Source organism: Duganella sp. 1411 (assembly GCF_017833525.1).
Classification (GTDB): Bacteria; Pseudomonadota; Gammaproteobacteria; order Burkholderiales; family Burkholderiaceae_D; genus Rugamonas.
This window is the reverse complement of sequence record NZ_JAFICD010000001.1, coordinates 966,761-985,306: the sequence shown is the minus strand read 5'-3', so window position 1 is coordinate 985,306 and position 18,546 is coordinate 966,761. Positions and strand designations below refer to the sequence as shown.

At 63.6% G+C, this 18,546-nt stretch carries 13 protein-coding genes and 1 pseudogene; 8 read left to right on the top strand and 6 right to left on the bottom strand.

Annotated features, from left to right (window positions below):
* Window positions 1-50 precede the first annotated feature (50 nt).
* Window positions 51-1,322: a D-amino acid dehydrogenase gene (locus tag JOD97_RS03820; protein WP_209713436.1), complete on the top strand. Its 1,272-nt coding sequence runs from the start codon at window positions 51-53 to the stop codon at window positions 1,320-1,322.
* Between the two features lie 7 nt (window positions 1,323-1,329).
* Here the strand turns inward: JOD97_RS03820 and JOD97_RS03815 are convergent, their stop codons facing one another.
* A complete protein-coding gene (locus JOD97_RS03815) occupies window positions 1,330-1,758 on the bottom strand; it encodes a DUF1801 domain-containing protein (RefSeq protein ID WP_373999778.1) in 429 nt (142 codons plus the stop codon).
* A 54-nt stretch (window positions 1,759-1,812) separates the two neighbouring features.
* Window positions 1,813-2,595 carry an IclR family transcriptional regulator C-terminal domain-containing protein gene (locus tag JOD97_RS03810; RefSeq protein ID WP_209713434.1) on the bottom strand — a complete coding sequence of 261 codons (783 nt, stop codon included), beginning with the start codon at window positions 2,593-2,595 and terminating at the stop codon, window positions 1,813-1,815.
* A gap of 126 nt (window positions 2,596-2,721) precedes the next feature.
* Between JOD97_RS03810 and JOD97_RS03805 the strand changes: the two genes are divergently transcribed.
* From JOD97_RS03805 to JOD97_RS32530, 7 genes and pseudogenes are all read left to right on the top strand, one after another.
* On the top strand, window positions 2,722-3,606 hold the full coding sequence (locus JOD97_RS03805) for a 4-hydroxyphenylpyruvate dioxygenase (RefSeq protein WP_209713431.1): 885 nt from the start codon (window positions 2,722-2,724) through the stop codon (window positions 3,604-3,606).
* The gene (locus tag JOD97_RS03800) at window positions 3,599-4,444 is read left to right on the top strand and encodes a shikimate dehydrogenase (RefSeq protein WP_209713429.1); all 846 of its coding nucleotides are present in this window, start codon (window positions 3,599-3,601) and stop codon (window positions 4,442-4,444) included. Before JOD97_RS03805 ends, JOD97_RS03800 begins: the two co-directional genes overlap by 8 nt.
* On the top strand, window positions 4,441-5,328 hold the full coding sequence (locus JOD97_RS03795; RefSeq protein ID WP_209713427.1) for a sugar phosphate isomerase/epimerase: 888 nt from the start codon (window positions 4,441-4,443) through the stop codon (window positions 5,326-5,328). The genes JOD97_RS03800 and JOD97_RS03795 overlap by 4 nt, the downstream gene beginning before the upstream one ends.
* A 63-nt stretch (window positions 5,329-5,391) precedes the next feature.
* Complete coding sequence (locus JOD97_RS03790) at window positions 5,392-6,519, top strand: porin (protein WP_209713425.1); 1,128 nt, start codon at window positions 5,392-5,394, stop codon at window positions 6,517-6,519.
* A 36-nt stretch (window positions 6,520-6,555) separates the two neighbouring features.
* On the top strand, window positions 6,556-7,911 hold the full coding sequence (locus JOD97_RS03785) for an MFS transporter (protein ID WP_209713423.1): 1,356 nt from the start codon (window positions 6,556-6,558) through the stop codon (window positions 7,909-7,911).
* Window positions 7,912-8,054: 143 nt separating this feature from the next.
* Window positions 8,055-9,086, top strand: a pseudogene (locus JOD97_RS32535) (purine nucleoside permease); the annotation flags it as partial.
* Window positions 9,075-10,031, top strand: a complete 957-nt coding sequence (locus JOD97_RS32530; protein WP_308937231.1) for a purine nucleoside permease — start codon at window positions 9,075-9,077, stop codon at window positions 10,029-10,031. The pseudogene JOD97_RS32535 and the gene JOD97_RS32530, both read left to right, overlap by 12 nt.
* Window positions 10,032-10,158: 127 nt before the next feature.
* Here the strand turns inward: JOD97_RS32530 and JOD97_RS03775 are convergent, their stop codons facing one another.
* The 4 genes from JOD97_RS03775 to JOD97_RS03760 all read right to left on the bottom strand — a co-directional run bounded on the left by JOD97_RS03775 (window position 10,159) and on the right by JOD97_RS03760 (window position 18,544).
* The gene (locus tag JOD97_RS03775) at window positions 10,159-12,615 is read right to left on the bottom strand and encodes a hypothetical protein (protein WP_209713419.1); all 2,457 of its coding nucleotides are present in this window, start codon (window positions 12,613-12,615) and stop codon (window positions 10,159-10,161) included.
* A 38-nt stretch (window positions 12,616-12,653) separates the two neighbouring features.
* Window positions 12,654-14,084: a DUF4157 domain-containing protein gene (locus tag JOD97_RS03770; protein WP_229264172.1), complete on the bottom strand. Its 1,431-nt coding sequence runs from the start codon at window positions 14,082-14,084 to the stop codon at window positions 12,654-12,656.
* Between the two features lie 188 nt (window positions 14,085-14,272).
* Window positions 14,273-15,844, bottom strand: a complete 1,572-nt coding sequence (locus JOD97_RS03765; RefSeq protein WP_209713417.1) for a DUF4157 domain-containing protein — start codon at window positions 15,842-15,844, stop codon at window positions 14,273-14,275.
* 36 nt (window positions 15,845-15,880) lie between these two features.
* Window positions 15,881-18,544: a hypothetical protein gene (locus JOD97_RS03760; RefSeq protein ID WP_209713415.1), complete on the bottom strand. Its 2,664-nt coding sequence runs from the start codon at window positions 18,542-18,544 to the stop codon at window positions 15,881-15,883.
* Between the last annotated feature and the right edge of the window lie 2 nt (window positions 18,545-18,546).

Below are 18,546 nucleotides of genomic sequence, written 5' to 3'. Positions count from 1 at the left end.
GTCTTTGCGCATGTGCGCCGAGACCATCCCCTTTGACGGTCTGGAGTCCCATGAAAACCATAGCAATCATCGGCGGCGGCATCACCGGCGTCACCACCGCCTACGCCCTCGCCAAACGCGGCTTCGCCGTCACCTTGCTGGAGCGCCATCGCTACGCGGCGATGGAAACCTCGTTCGCCAACGGCGGCCAGTTGTCCGCCTCCAACGCCGAGGTGTGGAACCACCGCTCGACCATCGCCAAAGGCTTGAAGTGGATGCTGAAGAACGACGCGCCGCTGCTGGTCAATCCCAAGCCGAGCTGGCACAAGCTGTCGTGGTTCGCTGAGTTCGTCGCCGCCATGCCGCACTACCGCGACAACACCGTCGCCACCACCCAGCTGGCGCTGGCCGCGCGCGAGCACCTGTTCCAGTGGGCCAAGGACGAGGGCATCGACTTCGATCTCAAACGAGAAGGCATCCTGCACATCTACCGCGACCGCGCCGGCTTCGAGCACGCGGCCACGGTGTCCAGGTTGTTGCTGGAGGGCGGCCTGTCGCGCCGCGCGGTCACGCCGGAGGAGATGCGCGCCATCGAACCGACACTGCGCGGCGACTATTACGGCGGCCACTACACCGTCAGCGACTGCACCGGCGACATCCACAAATTCACCACCGGGCTGGCGCTGGCGGCGCGGCGGCTGGGCGTCGAAACGCGTTTCGGCCAGCAGGTGACGGCCATGCGCGCCGGCGCCGGCGGCGTCGACATCACGGTCGAGCAAGATGGTGTCGCACAAGTGAGCCGCTACGACGCGGTGGTGGTCTGCGCCGGCACCGCCAGCCGCGAGATGGCGGCCATGCTGGGCGACCGCGTCAACGTTTATCCGGTCAAGGGCTATTCGATCACGGTCCATTTGAACGACGCCGCCAGCCAGGCCGCCGCGCCCACCGTCAGCCTGCTCGACGACGAGACCAAACTGGTGACCAGCCGCCTGGGCGAGGACCGTTTCCGCGTGGCCGGCACGGCCGAATTCAACGGCTTTAACCGCGACATCCGCGCCGACCGCATCGCGCCACTGGTGGAGTGGGTGGGGCGCTGCTTCCCGGACGTGAGCACGCGCAGCGTCACGCCGTGGGCGGGATTGCGGCCGATGATGCCGAACCTGATGCCGCGCGTGGGACGCGGCAAGGCGCCGACGGTGTTCTACAACACCGGCCACGGGCATCTGGGCTGGACGCTGTCGGCGGCGACCGCCGACATCATCGCCGACACCATCTTCGCCGCCTCCGGGCGCGAGGGTGGCGGCGGCCGGGCCGCACCCGCGCGCGTGGCGCGGGCGGCCTGACGGCGGATCACATCCGCTCGCCGGGCAGCAGGCTGGCTTGCCGCACCCAATCGGCGAATTGCTCCTCGTCGAGCGGGTCGTCCTCGCGCAGGTCCAGATGGCGCACGCCGGCCGTTTTGGAGGCGCCCGGCGGCATCGGGTCGAGAAAGCCGCCATTGAAGAAGGTGACCTTGACGTATTTGGTGTAGCAGTGGAAGCCCAGGAACCAGCCCTGATCGGCGATCCCGTACAGTGGCGTGTTCCACTTGACCGCCTTGTTCACGCCCGGGACGGTGGCGACGATGATCTCGTCGAGCCGGCGTCCCAGGTCGCTTTTCCAGCCCGGCATGGCGGCGATGTAGGCCTGCACCGGCGCGTCGCCGTAGGCCTTGGGTATCTTCGGGTTGCCGCCCGAGAGCAGGGCCGGCGCGGCGGCGTCGCTTGATTTGGTGGCCACGGTGTTCGCTCCTAAAATATAGGGTGAGGCGCCAAGGTTACCCGATTTTCAGTGTCATACCCACAGCATCAGCGTGTTGGCGGTCGCCTGTAGCGCCGGCACGCAGCGCGCGCTCGCCTCCGCCCTGGACGAACTGGCCGTCATCATCGATACGCTCAGCGCCCCGATCAGGTTTCCGCGCCGGCTCTTGACCGGCACCGAGATGCCGCGAAAACCGATCTCGTACTGGTTCTCGGTGACGGCGAAGCCGCTCTCGCGGATCGCCACCAGCTCGTCGAACAGCTGGCGCTTGTCCGTCACCGTCAGATGCGTGTAGGCGATCAGCTCCACCCGCGCCAGATACGCGTGCAGCGCGTCGTCCGGCATCGCCGACAGCAGCACGCGGCCGGCCGTCGACGCGTAGGCGGGCAGCCGCGTGCCCGGCTCGAAGCCGGTGGTGAGCTGGCGCGGCGCGTTCACGCGGCTCACATACACCACGTCGTCCCCCTCCAGCACCGAATAGTTGGTCGATTCCTGCAGCTCCGACGTGAGCTTTTGCAGATACGGCACGATGGCGCGCGGCAGCCGCGCCGAATCGAGGTAGGAGCGGCCCAGCGTCAGCACCTTGGGCGTGAGCCAGAACGTCTTGCCGTCGGTGGCGGCCATACCGGTGTGGACCAGCGTTAGCAGATAACGCCGGGCGGCGCTGCGGCTGATCGCCACCTTCGCGGCCAGTTCGGTGGCGGTCAGGCGCGCGGTGTCGTCGTTGAAGGCGGTGATGACGTGCAGGCCCGTGATCAGGCCATCGATCAGGTCGCGCTCGGCGACCTGCACGTCCAGCAGCTGCGGCTTTTTCATATTTTGTGCGCTAATCGCGCAAGTGGAGCGATTAGCGCAGTATAGCCGGTTTTCACGGGTTTTTTTGCGGGTTGGGGCTTCCTATACTGGCCTGACTTTAAGCGCACAGACGCGGGAGACCTGCATATGATCATCAAGGAACAACTGCCGGAACCGAGCAATCCGCTCGGTATCGCCGGCATCGAATTCATCGAATACGCCACGTCGCAGCCGCTGGCGCTGGGCGCGCTGCTGGAGCAGATGGGCTTTGGCGCGACGGCGCGCCACCGCTCGCGCGAGGTGACGCTGTACCGCCAGGGCGGCATGAACGTGATCGTCAACGCCGATCCGCGCGCGCTGCCGCAGGGCGAGGAGGGGCCGCAAGCGACCGTGATCAGCGCCATCGCGCTGCGCGTGCGCGACGCCGACGCCGCGTACCGCCATGCCATCGACATGGGCGCCTGGGCCATCCAGACCCGCGCCGGCGCGATGGAGTTGAATATCCCCGGGGTGCACGGCGCCGGCGATTCCATCCTCTATTTTGTCGACCGCTACACGGACTTCTCGATCTACGACGTCGATTTCAAGGCCATCCCGAATGTGCCGGCGCGGCCGGAGGCGGTGGCGGGCATGCACTTCTTCGGCGTGGTGCAGGCCATCGGCCAGGACCGGAGCGCGGAGTGGGTGGATTTCTACCAGCAGCTGATGGACTTCCGCGCGCTGCCGGAAGGCCGCTATTTCGGCGTGGTGCCGAAGGGCGTGCTGCTCGAAAGCCCATGCCGCGGCTTCTATCTGCAACTGGTGGAGCCGCCGGAGGGCGCCGGCGGCCTGCAGTGGGAGGAGCAGTTGATCCGCGTCGGCCTCGGCGTGCCGGACGTGATGGGCGCGGTGCGCGAGCTGCAGCGCCGGGGGATCGTGTTCGTCGACCGCGCGCCTCAGGCGCCGACCGAACGCGGCGCCTTGACGCAGCTTTACCGGGGCGGCGTCAGTTTCGAGCTGGTCGCCAGCGGCATGGGAGGCGGCCATGCTTGAAATCTCTGGCACCACGCGTATCTTCCCGGTGATCGGCTGGCCGGTCGAACAGGTCAAGGCGCCGACGCTGTTCAACGCCTACTTCCAGCGCCACGGCATCGATGCGCGCGTGATTCCGCTCAAGGTGGCGCCGCAGGGCTACGTCGCCGCCGTGCGCCTGCTGATGGGGATAGAGAACGTCGGCGGCATTTTCGTCTCGATTCCGCACAAGCCGATGAGCGTCGAAGCGGTCGATGCGCCGAGCAGCCGCGCGCTGCTGGCTGGGTCCTGCAACGCCATCTACAAGGACGCCAATGGCCGCATCAAGGGCGATCTGATCGACGGCGAGGGATTCGTGCGCGCCTTCGACCGCACGCTGGCCGGCGCCGCCTTCAATTGGAGCGGCGCGCGGGCGCTGGTGGTCGGCAGCGGCGGCGTCGGTTGCGCCGTGGCGGAGGCATTGGCCGTGCGCGGCATCGCCGAAGTGGCGATCTGCGACACCCGGCTCGAACAGGCCGCGGCCTTGCGCGCCCGTCTACAGAACGCGTTCCCGGACTGCCACGTGGCCGAGGGATTGCCGGTGGCCGAGGGCTACGACCTGGTGGTCAATTGCACGCCGCTCGGCATGCACGCCGATGACGCGGTGCCCATCGATCTGCGCGGTGTGTCGCGCGACTGCATCGTGGCCGATTGCGGCATGAAGATCGAGATGACCAAATTGCTGTTGGAAGCGCAACGGCACGGCTGTCGCATCCAGAAGGGCAAGGAGATGCTGATCGAACAGGCGCCCTTGTACCTTGAGCTGTTTGGCTGGCCCGGCGTGTCGTCCGATGAATTCCGTGATTTGGGGGCGTTATGAATCTGGCTAACTTCGGCATGGACAGTATCACGCTGGCGGGCCCGCTCGAATCGAAACTGCGCGCCTCGAAGGCGGCCGGCTTCTCGCAGCTGATGCTGTGGGCGAAGGACCTGGCCGGGCATCCCGGCGGCATCGACGAAGCGGTGGGGGTGGTTCGCGCCAGCGGCGTGCGCGTGACCGGCATCCAGGTCATGCGCGATTACGAAGGGCTGGACGGCGCGCTGCACGACTACAAGCTCGATATCGCCAGGCAGATGCTGTTGGTCTGCAAGGCGGTCGGCGCGCCCTTGCTGATGGTGTGCTCCAGCACCTCCAGCCACGCCGTCGGCGACATGGACAAGATCGTCCGCGACCTGGCCAAGCTGGCGACGCTGGCGGTGCCGCTGGGCGTCAAGGTCGGCTACGAGGCGCTGTCGTGGGGCCGCCACGTGAATCAGTACCAGCAGTCGTGGGAGGCGGTGGAGCGGGCGGGGCACGCCAATCTGGGCGTGGTGCTGGACTCGTTCCACATGCTGGCCAACGACGCCGACCTGACGGAGCTCGACGACATCCCGGCCCACAAGATCGCGCTGGTGCAGCTGTCCGACTACATGTGGCGCGATCTGCGCAGCGCCGAGGAGCGGCTGGAGACGGCGCGCCATCTGCGCGTGTTCCCCGGCGAAGGCAGCCACGCGAAAGAGCTGTCGGTGATGCTACGCCAGCTGAACCGCAACGGCTACCGGGGTGATTTCAGCTTCGAGGTGTTCAACGACGACTACCTGCAGTTTTCGCCGGAGGTGGTGGCGCGGCGCGCCTACCGCTCCGCCAAGTGGGTGACCGACCAGGTGCTGCGGCGCAGCCTGACCGTGCTGCAGGCAACCGCCGGCCACGCGGCGATGGCCTGAATGATTTGAGTAAAACCGAGGCGCGGCACCTATAACCGCGCCCATAACAACGACGAGACAAACATGAGACAACATTTGACAGCGGCCGGCCTGCTGGCGATGGCGGCCGCCTGCGCCAACGCCTATGGCCAAACCGGCACCACCATCTACGGCGACTTCGACGAATACCTGGGTATCATCCGCAGCAGCAGCGGCGCCCAGGTCACGGGCCTGAACGACGGCGCCATCCTGCGCAGCCGCCTGGGATTCAAGGGCGGCGAGGATATCGGCGGCGGCTACCGCATCACCTTCACGCTGGAGCAGGGCATCGGCGCCGACAGCGGCAGCGCCGCCGACGCCACCCGCCTGTTCGATCGCCAGGCCTGGCTGGGCGTCGTCACGCCGGTGGGCGAGTTCCGCGCCGGCCGGCAGAACACGCAGGTGTTCTACATCGGCGGCGCCATCGATTACACCGAGCGCACCACGTTCGGCTCCATGTTCAACACCTTCGGCGTGCCCTCGCGCTACGACAACGACCTGTCTTACAAATCGCCGCGCCTGGCGGGTTTGCAGCTCGACCTGCACTACGCGCTGCCCGAGAACACCGCCGCCGCCAACAACAAGGGTGTCTGGCAGCTGGCGCTGGACTACCAGAACGGACCGTGGCGGACGGGCTACGCCGGCGTGCTGGCGACGCCCAACCGCGCCACGGCCACGGTCCGGGAGCGGATCGAATACCACAACGTCTATCTCAACTACCAGTACGGGGGCGGCAAGATCTATCTGGCGGCGGGGCGCAGCAACAACTCCACGGCCAACGCCAACGGAGCCAACGCCGGCGCGATATTGAGCCTGGTCGGCAGCCCGAACAACTTCTTCGCCGGCACCGACGCCAACGCGCGGCGCTACTACAACCTGTGGGAGCTGTCGGCCGACTACCGGGTCGGCCCGGCGTTTCGCGTCGGCGCGATGGTGGGCGGCGCGCATGACACCAGCGGCGGCGGGGCCAGTGTGCGCTCGGCCAACGTCGGCGCTTACTACGATCTGTCCAAGCGCACGCAGTTGTACGGCTTCGCCAGCGTGATGAAAAACGACGACGCGGCGGGCTTCCGCTTCAGCAGCTCGGCCGCGCCGTCGGCCAACCTGGCCGGGGACGACATCAACGGCCGGCGCTTGACCGGTCTTCAGTTGGGCATCCTGCACCGGTTTTGACGTCACACGGACTACACTTATAATCTGGAGGAAGACATGGCTATCACAACGATTTCAAGGCAAGCGTCCGCAGAGACGCGCAAGCAGGCGGCATCGGTCGCGCAGGAGGTCCATCCCGAGCCCAAACGCTCGCCGCGCAAGGCGGCTTTCGCCAGCTGGATCGGCAGCGCCGTCGAATACTACGACTTCTTCATCTATGGCACGGCCGCGGCGCTGGTGTTCGGCAAAATCTTCTTCCCCTCGTTCGATCCCGCCGTCGGCGCCGTGGCGGCCTTCGCCACCTTCGGCGTGGCCTATATCACGCGTCCGCTGGGGGCCATCATGCTTGGTCACATCGGCGACAAATACGGCCGCAAGAAGGTGCTGACCTTCACCTTGCTGCTGATGGGCGTGACGACCTTCGCCGTCGGCCTGTTGCCGACCTACGGCCAAATCGGCATCGTCGCGCCGGTGATGCTGGTTATCCTGCGCATGCTGCAGGGCGTCTCGGCGGCCGGGGAGCAGGCCGGCGCCAATTCCATGACCCTGGAACACGCGCCGGCGCATCGCCGCGCCTTCTTCACCAGTTTCACGCTGAGTGGCACGCAGGCGGGCCTGATCCTGGCGACGCTGGTGTTCCTGCCGATTTCCGCGCTGCCGGAGGAGGACATGCTGTCGTGGGGCTGGCGCATTCCGTTCCTGCTTAGCGCCGTGGTGGTGGCGGTGGGCTTCTGGGTGCGCCGCACGCTGCCGGAAACCCCGGCCTTCAAGGAGGGCGAGGCGACCGGCGACGACGATCGCATGCCGCTGGTCGACCTGTTCACCAACCATAAGTCCAACCTGGTGCGCGTGATCTTCGCCGCGCTGGTGTCGGTGGTCAGCACCATTTTCAGCGTGTTCACCTTGTCGTACGCGGTCAACACCATGCACCTGCCGCGCTCCACGATGCTGACGGTGCTGGTGCTGGCCAACGTGGTCGCGCTGGTCGCCATCCCGATGTTCGCCGCCTTGTCCGACCGCGTCGGCCGCAAGCCGGTCTTCATCTTCGGCGCGCTGGGGGCGGCGGCGCTGGCATGGCCCTACCTGTGGGCCATCGCCACGATGAACGTGCCGCTGATTTTCGTCTTCGGGCTGCTGCTGTCGGGCGTGGTCTATAGCGCCGCCAACGGCGTGTGGCCTGCGATGTACGGCGAGATGTTCGGCACCCGCGTGCGGCTGTCGGGCATGGCCATTGGAACCCAGATCGGTTTCGCGCTGGGCGGCTTCGCGCCCACCATCAGCGCCGCGATCCTGCAACCGGGGCAATGGGGCTGGGTGCCGGTGGCCGTCTTCGTCAGCATCACCAGCGCCATCTCCGCGATCGCGGCGGCATCGGCGAAGGAAACCTACCGCACGCCGATGAGCGAATTGTAGGCGGACGCACCAGATTGAAGTCGACGCCGGCCGCCACGCCGGCGTTGCACCGTTAGGGTGCGGATTTGGCGCCGCAAAGGGGGACGGCCGGTGGCACGTGGCTTGCATGAATGACTTGATCCCCACTCCACAGGTCCGATCCGATGCCATTTCCCTTGCCCCGTCTCCCGCGCGATATCGTGCTGGCCACAGTCCTCGCATGCGGCGCGCTCACCGCTCAAACGGCGCCGCCGCCACGGCCCGTAAAGGTCATGGTCATCAGCATGTTCGCGCTGGAGGAGGCGGTATGGACCGACAAGCTCAAACTGAATCGCAGCATCGCCGTCCCTGGCCTGTCGCCGTCTTATCCGGCGGTGCGCTGCAATGCGGACGACGTTTGCCACCTGACCACCGACATGGGCAAGGCCAACGCCGCAGCGTCCATCTCGGCGCTGGTGCTCAGCGGCCTGTTCGACCTTAAACACACCTACTTTCTTGTCGCCGGAATCGCCGGCGTCGATCCGGGGCAGGGGACCATCGGCACCGCCGCGTGGTCGCGCTACCTGGTCGATTCGGACCTGGCGTGGGAGGTGGACGCGCGCGAACGTCCGGCCGGTTGGTCGACCGGTTACCTGGGCATCAACACCGGCGCTCCCGGCGTCAAGCCCGACCTGGGCTACGGCACCGAGGTCTATCAACTCGACGACCGACTGATGGAGGTGGCGCTGTCGCTGTCGCGCGACGTCAAGCTGGACGACTCCGACGGTGCCAAGGCCTACCGCGCGAACTATCGGGCCGCGCCCGCGAACCAGCCGCCGAGGGTGGCGCAATGCGATTCCATGACCGGCAATAACTGGTTTCACGGCGAGCTGCTGGGCCAACGCGCGCGCGAGTGGTTCAAACTGCTGACCGACGATCGCGGCACCTATTGCATGAGTTCACAGGAGGACAACGCGACCTACACGGCGCTCAAGCGCGGCGCGGAGGCGGGGCTGCTCGACTTGCGGCGGGTGGCGGTGCTGCGCACGGCCTCCAACTTCGACCGTCCGTACCCGGGGCAGAAGGCGTTGACGTCGGTGACGGCCGATTCGGGCGGTTTCGAGCCGGCGGTGAAAAATCTGTATCTGGCCGGCGCGCCGCTGGTGGGCGACATCGTCAAACGCTGGCCGCTGTGGAAGGATGGCATGCCGCAGCGGGACGATAGCGCAAGGCGCGTGGCGCCGAAGGTCATGATCGTCAATATGTTCGGCGGCGAGGCGGCGCCCTTCATCCGCGATCTCAAGCTGACCACGACTTACAAGGTGCGCGGCCTGTCGGCGCGGTATCCCGAGGTCCGGTGCAATGGGCAGGACGTCTGCCAGGTGACCACCGATATGGGCTACAGTAACGCCGCCGCCAGCATGACGGCGCTGCTGTACGCCGGCGGTTTCGATTTGCGCGAGACTTACTTCATCGTCGCCGGCATCGCCGGTATCAATCCTCTGCGCGGCACCGTCGGCTCCACGGCGTGGGCCGATTATGCCGTCGATTATTCGCTGGCGCACGAAATCGACGCGCGCGAGATGCCGGCCGGCTGGCCGTCGGGCTACTTCGGCATCTTCACGGACGCTCCGGACAAGAAGCCCAAGTTGAGCTACCGGACCGAGGTGTTTCAACTCGATCCGGCGCTGGTGACGCGCGCCTACGCGCTGTCGAAGGACGTGGCGCTGAGCGATTCGCCGGCCGCCGTGGCCTACCGGGCCGGATTCCCGTCGGCGCCGGCCAACCGGCCGCCGGCGGTGCTGCGCTGCGATACCGCGTCGACCGACACGTGGTTTGGCGGCGCCACGCTGGCGCAGAGGGCGCAGGACTGGTCGGCGCTGCTCACCGACGGGAAGGCCGAGTACTGCACCGTGCAGCAGGAGGACAATTCGACGCTGGAGGCGCTGCGACGCGGCGAAGCGGCGGGGAAGGTGAACTTCAGGCGTGTACTGATCCTGCGCGCCGGCTCCGACACCGACCGTCCGCATCCCGGCCAGAGCGACAGCGATGTACTGGTCAACTATAAGCTGCAAGGGGGATTCGGCCCGGCGGCCGAGAACCTGATGATCACCGCGCGGCCGGTGATCGAGGATATCATTGGCCACTGGCAGAAGCGATAACGATAAGCCACGTAGGGCGGATTAGCGTAGCGTAATCCGCCATGCATGCGCCGTCGGCGGCTCATAAATGGCGGATTACGGCTAGTGCGCCTTCAGCGCCAAGTGATCCTCCTCGTCCCTGCAACGGCTAGTGGCTTGTCGATGAAGTCTGAGGGGTCATCCCCAGGTACGCCATCACCGCCTGAACTCGTTCGATCCCCTCAACCAGCGCGTGCAACAGAAGCAGGCGTTCGGTTTCGGGGGGCACAAGGTAGTGTTCGTTCAAAGCCCTATACTGTTGTACCGCGATTGCGGCCTGTTCCGGCGCCATCCCGAAGGCCGTGGCGGCCCATGCGCTTTGCTCGCGATACCAACGGCCGTGGCGATCATCGGTAAGCAGCGCCTGCTTTTGGTTGTCCCGCATCCACTTGATCCCCCTGGCTTGACCAGCCTCCTTCTGATTGACCATGGTTTCGATTACCTCGTCAAAAGCGCTCAGCAAACCACCCAAAGACTCGGACTGTTGCGCCCGTGAACTGGTCACCAAGGTCTTCAACTGTTTGACATAGGGGCGTAAATGATCAATCAGCGCATAGGCGGTGATGCCTTCTGGTCGTCGAACCACTTTGATCAGGTGATCAAGTCCCTCACGCACTTGCGCAGGCTGCAAGGGATGCGATTGGTGCCGGTAGTTGTCGCTCTTGGCCTTGTCGGCCTTGCTGCCCAGGTAAAAGTCCACCGCTCCTGCGATGGTGGCGATATCTTCGGGGTGGAATGCGCCTTCCCAGTTCGGCAGCTTTCTTTTTTTCTCGTCCTTTCGCGCGTGCTTGATGAATGCGTGGCCATAGTTTTGCTTGTATGAGTCCTCCAGCTTCAAGCCCCTATCCCAGCCCTTGCTGGTCGCCAAATCCGGCAATTCACCGTCTGCCAAACCGCTGTGAGGGCTGATGTCTATCGACACAATGGGTATTCCCAGCAGCGCCAGTTGATCCATGACACCGCTTCGCATTCCCACCGCGCCGATGATGGGATAATTGTCCTTCAAATACTTCAACAGCAGCGTTTGGTCCAGCCTGGACTGTTGGACGGACGGCCATTCCCAGTATTTCAGCAAGTTAGGTTGACCGCCTAGGCTCTCTGGCTTCTCGCCCATGGCAACCACCTGCACCGCGCCGAGCTTTGTTTGAATGGCGTCAATGATCTGCTGTACACCGGTCAAGCCGGTATCCAGCGCCGGCGCGTTGGCGCCCGGTCTGGCGCTGTGCCCGGTATCCCGGAAGTTGACTATCACGCAAGGCCCCGACGCCTGGTCAAAATGGCCTCGCGCTTGCAGGTCGTGTTCAAACGCGTGGGCTTGTGCTTGAGAATAGGGCGCGTACTTGTTCGCCAAATCCGTGATGCAAAAACGCCTGTACACTTCCTGCGCCCGGGTGTACAGCGCGGGCTCCTGGTTTTTGATTTTCCCCAGTGTCTTTTGGAGCCAAGGCAGCCGGTCGCCCTCCTGCTGCGCTTGATAGGCCTCGGCGCCGCCCGGAAGCAAGTTCAGCAGTTCGGCGAGGGCGCCGTCGTCGCCGGCCAGCTTTGCGAAGTTGGCGTTCTTCAGCTCCTCATTCTTGGGCTTGTCCTTCTTCGTCTTGTCACGCTTTGGCCCCTCACCCTTCGGCTTGTCCCTGGTCGGCGCAACGGTAAACAACAAATCCCCCGAGACGTTTGCCTCGATGTCACTAGTGGTCCAGGTCTCGCTCTTGGCATAGCCAGGAGGCGGTACCGGGCAGTCGGTATAAAAAACCCGATTCGGGGCACCGATCACCGCTGCCGCCATGTTGGCCTGCGCGCGCGCCTGCGGAGTGACGTTCCAAATCAGCAATTTGAAGTCAGGATGCAGCACCATGCTGCCCCTGACTTGATACATATCGCCCGTGTTAATGGCGCGCATGATTAGCGTCGTGGCGGGCGGCACGTCATCGCGGCTTGAGAATTCCGCGTCGCCGGGTATATAGGTCGCGTCGTTGACCTGTATCAGCTCGCGCGCCCTCCCATAAGCCAACCGTGCATAGAGCAGCAACCAAAGCTCGAATTCGTCCACCGGAATGGGGCCAAGCTGCCGAATCAAGCTGTTCAGGGCGGGAAGGTTGCTTTGAGACGCAGAGTCAATCCAATTCTTCAAGTACTCCTTGCCGCTGTTGTGTTCGGTATCCACATGCCAGACTTCATTGTTGCCCGGCTGGGGGTGAGGCAGCACGAGCGGCTTGCGCTGTACCGCCGTGCCCCCGACAGCGCCGGCTGGGGGGAGACGCGTGGGCGTCGCTGGCCCTTGCGCCTGTCGTAGCGCATGCCAGACCTCATGCGGCAGATGCCCGTCTTGCCCATGCCCTACGAGTCCGTCCATTTTACGACGCTGCGACACCGTCCGCGGACTGTTACGAATGGCATCACTTAGCCCGCGTTGCCTCAAGACATGCGGGCTATTATTCATCTTCTCGGCCCATTTGCCTTGCGCCGTCGTTGGCGCGTTGCCGGCGAACGTAGGCGCCGGCCTGGCTTTCCGGCTCGTGTCCAGCTGAGCGGTTTCAGCGTCCTTTCTTGGTTGCAGTGGTTCTCGCATGTTATGGCCTTGGTCGCGGTTTCGTGAAACGCGAAAATTCACAATTTCTCGGAGGTCTTATCCCCAAACGGGCCGAAATGATTAATGTAAGCCTCGCCATCATCGCCCACCAGATAGGTGATAAACCAATTTTGGTCTGTCCCAGCTTTGATGCCCAAGTCGAAAGAATATTGAGTTTTCCCACTGGGGCTGATGCCTTCATTACTTTCGTTGTGATTTGAAATCACGTATGAACTCAGATTGCTTTTCAAAAGTGGGGTGTTTGCGTGCGAAAAATCTCCATGATTTTTATAACCGTTCTTTACGCTTTTTATCACCGGTCTTTGCTTTTGATGGGTCGAGGAGGCGCTGACGGACGAGGCTCCTATCACAAAGGGTGAGGAAACCGACGCGCTGGACGGAAGAGGCATTGATGGGCTCGAAGACGAATCATCAACGGCAGCCATACCCGCTTGGACTTGCGTAAACGTGTCTATTTCCTGGTACATGGCCGCCAATTGTGTGTTCAGGTCTTTGGGCGTTTTTTTGAGCTTGATCCCGCTATTTAAAGATACTGCTTGCTGATAAGCGGCAGGATATTTGTCCTTCAAAGAGTGAAGAAATTCCTCGACCTGTGCTGCGGTAGTGAAGTGCGCAATGATTTTTGTGAAATATACGTCGGATACCATGCATTTCCATAAATTCTTATTTTTAATCTTGAGAACCTCGGTCATGCTCAATTGACGCTGGACCACATCAAACATTCCTTGTAGCGTCGCCCCGGCCGACTTGAGGGCGCCGGCCTCGGCTGGCCGCTTCAACTGCAAAGCCCGCGCGCCCATCAAATCCGCCTCTCCCTCAAGTCCGGCATCGTCATTGACCGCTACTCCGGCCTTCATCTGCATGGTCGGTCTAACCCGTCCCTGCGCCTGCTGCACCACATGCCAGGCCTCGTGCGGCAGATGGCGCTCCTGTCCGGGAGCCACATGAATATCGCTTCCCTGCGCATAGGCGTGCGCGTTCAGCTGGGCAGGCTGTGAGGAGTTATAGTGGACTTTGACGTGATCCATGCTCATGCCCGATAGATTCTCGATGCCCGACTTGAGGTTGTCGGGCAGGCCGGTATTGTTCGGCCGAGCCTCCAGGTTCTCAGCCAACTGCGTCGTGGGGGCGCCAGCGAATTTTCCCTGGAGCGGTTCTTCCTCATCGTCAAATTCCGCCCGTTGAACCGGCTCGAATTTTCCCTGCAAGGTCTCGTCCTCATCCTCCGTCAACTGCGCCGGCGCCGCTCCGTCTAGCTCATCATCGGTCATCAGTTGTTTTATTGATCGGGAAGCACCTGCGATCGGGCTTTCAGCGATTTTTTGTTTCAGTTGCAGATGCGCCGCGGCGCATGCCCGCCGGTCCACAATCGATGCGGTCCCGTTGGGCTGGTCGGCGGACTGGACTGTACCGGCTTTCGATCGAAGATGGTCGGAACTGTAGGACATGGAAACCTCCAATTGAAATTTTTTTGTTCGATCTTTGCCAGGGCAATGCCGACATCCGCATAAATCGAACTAAAACGGAACTTTTTAATTCGCCAAAGTTCAGTGAATGTCCGAATGTCGGCACTGACCCTGGTGCCCCTATGTGCGCTGCTTTAACTACGTTTGCAAAGAAAAATTAGCGGTCTTTGCTAAGCGAAGACGAGAGGACTTCCGCCTCCAAACACAATTACCGGATATCCCGCAGCTGTGGGAAGCTGCGTTGATGACAGCTGCTGTCCTGCAACAGTGCCGGCCAAGACAGCGCCGCCACCTCCGCTGACTACGAACGAGAGCGGTAGCGTTGACGCATTCTGGTAAGCGTACACTTTGGCCTCGTGTGCGGCAGTCAGACGAACGGCTTCGAAAGGTCCTGCGCTTCCCGGGCCACCCCCCGGTCCCATTACTGCCACGCCCCCGGGCGGCACTGCCGCTGCGGGAGCCGCCCCGCTAGCCAGGATCGGGCCGTGGTACCAAACTGTTCCAGGATTGAACTCGGCATCAACGCTGTAGCCGATAGAGATGTTTGCCGCCCGATCACCTGCGCGTAAATTGTCGAGGCAGCTATTTAAATTCGAAAGCAAAGCGCCGGAATATGCGGTCAGCGCGGCTTGTTGGATGGCAGTCAATACGCCGCCAGCGGGAACCCCGGCCAGCACGGCTATCAAACCCGCGCGGTTGTTGTTCATGGTGTTCATCTCTGCTCCCGCAGTGACAAACAGCGCAGCACAGAGGGCATTTAAAGGTGCGGCGGTAAACGCAACGGTACCTACGTTGGCCAGCATGGTATTGAGAATGTTTGCAAGATCATTTTGTATCACCTCGAACGCAATCAGGTGAGCGCGATCTTGGTTTGCCGCAATGGCAATCGCCGCAGCGTGTGGCTCCCATCCGGGACGCACGTCATCGATCTGGAACTGATACCCCGCGCCTCCTGGTGCCAGGTGACATCCAATCGAACGCTGCACTATCGCATCCTTCATTGCAGAAGCGAAGCCCGTTCCTGCCTGAGTGCCACGGTCGCCATCAGGGGTTCCGGCGTTTCCCGTCACCGCTGCCAAGGCTTTTTCTCCCATCAAATCAGCCTCAATCTCAAGTCCGGTATTGTCATTTAGTGGCACTCCTCCTTTCATCTGTAGAGTCGGCTTCACTCTTCCTTGCGCCTGCTGCACCACATGCCAAGCCTCGTGCGGCACATGTCGCTCCTGCCCGGGTGCGACATGAATGTCGCTTCCTTGCGCATACGCATGCGCATTGAGCTGCGCCGGCTGAGAGGAGTTATAGTGGACTTTGACGTGGTCCATGCTCATGCCCGAGAGATTTTCAATGCCGGCCTTGAGATTGTCCGGCAATCCGGTATTGTTCGGCCGGGCCTCCTGGCTGTCCGCCAGTTGCGCGGGTGCGTAACCTGAGAATTTTCCTTGCAATGGATCTTCTTCCTCGTCGAATTGCGCCCGTTGAACCGTCGCGAATTTTCCTTGCAACGTCTCGTCCTCATCCTCGACCAACTGCGCCGGCGCCGTTTCCTCCAGTTCTTCATCGCTCATCAGTTGTTTGATTGACCGGGAAGTAGCGGCGATCGGGCTTTCATCGATTTTTTGTTTCAGCTGCAGATGCGCCGAGGCTGAGGCGCGCCGGTCCACAATCGATGCGGTGCTGTTGCGCAGTGCGGCGGGCTGGATTGCCCCGGCTTTCGATTGACGACGGTCTGAACTGTAGGACATGGAAATCTCCAATTAAAGTTTGCTGTTCGAACGTGGCTACGGCCTGGCATCCCGCTCCTTCAAAATGCTACGGAAATAGAAATACATGCCGATCAGCGCCATCACCAGCACGCCCGGCACCAGCAAGCCATCCCCCAGGTCGTTGAGGTAGGGGTCGCACGTCATCAGCCCGGCGAAGATGGCCACCGCCACGCCGATCGCCACCACCGGCGCCACGTAGTACTTCATGATCACCGGCCGCGCGTCGCACCAGCGCGCGTAGGCGATCACGGTGGCCGCCAGCGCGAGCAGCAGGATGTCGAGCGTGAAGCGCAGCGGCAGGCGGTAGCTGCAGACGAACTTGCAGGCGAGGGCGTCGCTCCCGCCCGGCGGGTCGCGGAAGTGGTCCTGGATGCAGTCCTCGAGCAGCTTCAATTCGCCGCAGCGCGCCACGCCCTGCGCGGCCACCTGGGCCGCGTCCGGCGCCGGCGGCTTGGTGCTGGGCCAGAAGCCGACGCCGCCGAAGTTGTCGTCGAAGTAGATCAGGTCGTCCTCGAGCTGCGGCCACGCCAGGCCGTTGAAATTGATGACGGGAACCATGCGGCGCAGCAGCGCGGCGCGCGCCTGGCCCAGGGTGGCATCCTCGACCTCGCTGCGCAGCAGTTTCTTGGTGTCGGTGGTCGGCTCCTCCAGCAGCACCAGATAGTGCGGCTGGACAGGCGCGCCGCCCTCGGCAATGCCGAATGCGTGCTTGAAATTGTGCTGCGCCCAGTCGTACAGCGCCGGCTGGGCCTGGTCCTGCTCCAGCTGCACGATGGAAGCGAGCCGTTCGTAGCCGTAGATGCCCTGGCCCATTTCCGTGTGCCGCAGCATGATGTTCAGGTCGAAGCCGCCGGCGGTCAGCCGGTGCCGCAACTCGGTCAGGAACTCCGTGTACAACGCCACCGATTCGGCGTCGTCGGGATAGCCGTCGAAGTACAGCGTGACGCCGTCGCCGCGGGTGGGGATGTCGCTGGTGCCAAAGCTCAGCCACGGCACCGACTTCGAGGCCAGGTCCGTCATCGGCGTGGCGAGCATGCGCACGATGTTGGAGGCCAGCCTGGACAACACCATTTGCCTCACCTTGTACGGCGTCACCCCCCATACCCGCCAGTCCGTGCGGTGGATGATCCAGTCGACCTTGACCCGGTGCCGCCGCGCTTCGTTGATGAACGCCAACTGGTCGGTGTTTTTGCCGGTGAACAGGTCTTCGATCCGTTGCCCGGTCATGCCCATGCGCAGCTCGCCGCCGCCGTCGAAGGTCAGGCCGTAGTAGTTCAGCCGGGTCATCAGGCTGAAGTCCGTTTTTTGCGGCGGGCCGCCCAGCCAGAACGGCAGGAAGTGGTAGACCTCGTCCTTGGACTTGTCGGTGTTGCAGCCGCACATGTCCGACGTCAACAGGAAGGGTTTGGCCTGTTTGTAGTCAGGCGCCTTGCGTACGTACGGGTAGATCAGTTTGCTGTAGCGGCCATAGAGTTCGGCCAGCGGGGCGTTTTCCTGGCCGGGTTTGTCGCAGCCGTTGCCTTGCCACAGCCGGCGCAGCTGGCCGCTGAGCCGGGTGGCGGGCGGCTTGGCGCTGTCGGCGCCGCCGGCGTCGAGGATCCCGGCCAGCGCGTCCATGTCCTCGTTGCTCAGGCGCCTGGTGGTGCGGCGTATCTGTTCCTCCCGGGGCAGGTGGCTGCGGCACGCGCCCAGGCCGATGCGCAGGCGCTGGATCATGGCCTGGTCGAACAGCGAGCGGCGCACATATTGCATGCCGATCATATCGTCGAACATCTTGGCGAGCTGGGGCGGCAACAGCGTCGGCTTGCCCAGCGCCGCCAGGATGTCGTCGCTCAGCTCGTAGCCGTCGTCGGTCTTGGCCAGCTGTTCCAGCCGCGCCAGCAGCGCGGTGACGTCCTGGTCCGAATGGCGCAGCGCCTTGCGCACGTCGGCGGCCAGGTCGTCGGCGCTTTCGTAGGTGAACGCCGTCAGCGGCGCCAGCGGTTTGATCAGCTGGGCCGGGAACACCGGCTGGTTTCTGATGGCCGTCAAATCGTCCTTGGTCAAGCCATACCAATACACCGACAGCGGCTCCTCTTCGGTGTCGACGCCACGGTTCAGCGAAAAGTTGATCGCGTGGTAGCGCTTGAGCACCGGCGGCAACAGCACCGGATCGACCGCCAAGCGGATCGCGTACAGCTCGGCGCGGTCCGGCTGGAGATCGATCCAGCGGCCGAACCCTGCGCTCACCAGATCGGCGCGCCATTCCGGACGGGCCCGCAGGCGCTCGGCGAACTTGAGCATGACGTCGACCGAGGCGTCGGTCAGGCTGCCCGCCGGATCGAGGTTGTAGTAGGTCCAGAAGCGGGCGATGAAGGACAGCGTGATCGGCCCGACCACCTGGTCCGACAGCGGTGCGCCGGCCTGTTGGTAGGCCGCCAGATAGGCCGGGTCGTCGGCGAAGATGAACCTCAGCGCGCTCTGGATGTTCTTGCGCCGCGCGAGTTCGTATTGTTGAAGCACTTCGACCGAGAGCAGGCGCGACGTGCGGGCCGGCGCCGCCTTGGCCGGCTGGGCGGCGGCCGCCGGTGGCGCGGCGGGTGGCGCCGGATCGGCCGTCACGGCGGCCGGTGTGGCCAGCGCGAGCGCGAATCCGAGCGCGGCGCGGGAGAGGGTATGCCAGCAGGTATGTGGTTTCATAG

Excerpts from the sequence above, each read along its gene's own strand:
- JOD97_RS03775 (WP_209713419.1), bottom strand. The coding sequence starts at position 12,615 with ATGCGAGAACCACTGCAACCAAGAAAGGACGCTGAAACCGCTCAGCTG.
- JOD97_RS03785 (WP_209713423.1), top strand. The coding sequence starts at position 6,556 with ATGGCTATCACAACGATTTCAAGGCAAGCGTCCGCAGAGACGCGCAAG.
- JOD97_RS03820 (WP_209713436.1), top strand. The coding sequence starts at position 51 with ATGAAAACCATAGCAATCATCGGCGGCGGCATCACCGGCGTCACCACC.
- JOD97_RS03800 (WP_209713429.1), top strand. The coding sequence starts at position 3,599 with ATGCTTGAAATCTCTGGCACCACGCGTATCTTCCCGGTGATCGGCTGG.
- JOD97_RS03760 (WP_209713415.1), bottom strand. The coding sequence starts at position 18,544 with ATGAAACCACATACCTGCTGGCATACCCTCTCCCGCGCCGCGCTCGGA.
- JOD97_RS03795 (WP_209713427.1), top strand. The coding sequence starts at position 4,441 with ATGAATCTGGCTAACTTCGGCATGGACAGTATCACGCTGGCGGGCCCG.
- JOD97_RS03810 (WP_209713434.1), bottom strand. The coding sequence starts at position 2,595 with ATGAAAAAGCCGCAGCTGCTGGACGTGCAGGTCGCCGAGCGCGACCTG.
- JOD97_RS03770 (WP_229264172.1), bottom strand. The coding sequence starts at position 14,084 with ATGTCCTACAGTTCCGACCATCTTCGATCGAAAGCCGGTACAGTCCAG.
- JOD97_RS03790 (WP_209713425.1), top strand. The coding sequence starts at position 5,392 with ATGAGACAACATTTGACAGCGGCCGGCCTGCTGGCGATGGCGGCCGCC.
- JOD97_RS32530 (WP_308937231.1), top strand. The coding sequence starts at position 9,075 with ATGCCGCAGCGGGACGATAGCGCAAGGCGCGTGGCGCCGAAGGTCATG.
- JOD97_RS03765 (WP_209713417.1), bottom strand. The coding sequence starts at position 15,844 with ATGTCCTACAGTTCAGACCGTCGTCAATCGAAAGCCGGGGCAATCCAG.
- JOD97_RS03805 (WP_209713431.1), top strand. The coding sequence starts at position 2,722 with ATGATCATCAAGGAACAACTGCCGGAACCGAGCAATCCGCTCGGTATC.